The sequence below is a fragment of the Glaciecola sp. XM2 genome, assembly GCF_018595715.1.
Lineage (GTDB): Bacteria > Pseudomonadota > Gammaproteobacteria > Enterobacterales > Alteromonadaceae > Glaciecola.
In genome coordinates, this window is the sequence record NZ_JAHEOJ010000009.1 from 1 (window position 1) to 683 (window position 683).

Here is a 683-nt window from a genome sequence, read left to right on the forward strand (position 1 = left end):
CTGGTAAGAACCTAAACAAATTATTTAACTACCCTTAGGACAATTCGCAGAGCCAATTGTACGACTAACGCCATCGAGTCTCCCAACAACGTAATACGTATGGCAATACCAGTAACGGCTTGTCTCATCAGCAGATCGCGCAAAGGTGCAGGATGAACCTAACCGCTTGATCCCCATTTAATTAGCAATTTTTTCACAGTTATAAATCGAACCGTCGTTTCCGACGCTTTTAAAAGTTGTTTCAGTTATATCTTCAAGAGTTGACGTACTTTTTGTTCCAACGATTTTCATTTGATCGATGAGTTCTGAAGGAAAAAATTTAGTATTTTTAGACACTTGCAACAATTCAAATGACTTTAACGTAGATAAAACCATATTATCTTTTGTTATATAATCAGAGAGTATCCTATATTTTAAGCTTTCGTTAAAAGCATCAGATCCTTCGCTTTTTGCTATTATCTCACCCTCTTGTACATATGCCTTTTTGTTTTTTATAAACTCAATTGTAAGAAAAAACGAATAATTCACATTTGTGACTTCAAATTCAGTCTGACAAAACCATTTGCCCTCTGAAACCTCCCCAGCACTATATAATTGATTTGTTTCCCCATTTATGTTCATCGACAAAATTAAGATTATTAAGACGCTCATGTTTTGTCCTTATAGGTACTATTTTTATTTAC

At 34.4% G+C, this 683-nt stretch carries 1 protein-coding gene; it reads right to left on the reverse strand.

All coding sequences use genetic code 11. The features are described 5' to 3' along the window. Positions 1-177: 177 nt before the first annotated feature. Positions 178-651 (reverse strand): hypothetical protein, encoded by a 474-nt coding sequence (locus KJ365_RS00035; protein WP_214449575.1) that lies wholly within the window; start codon positions 649-651, stop codon positions 178-180. Positions 652-683 lie beyond the last annotated feature (32 nt).

Excerpts from the sequence above, each read along its gene's own strand:
- KJ365_RS00035 (WP_214449575.1), bottom strand. The coding sequence starts at position 651 with ATGAGCGTCTTAATAATCTTAATTTTGTCGATGAACATAAATGGGGAA.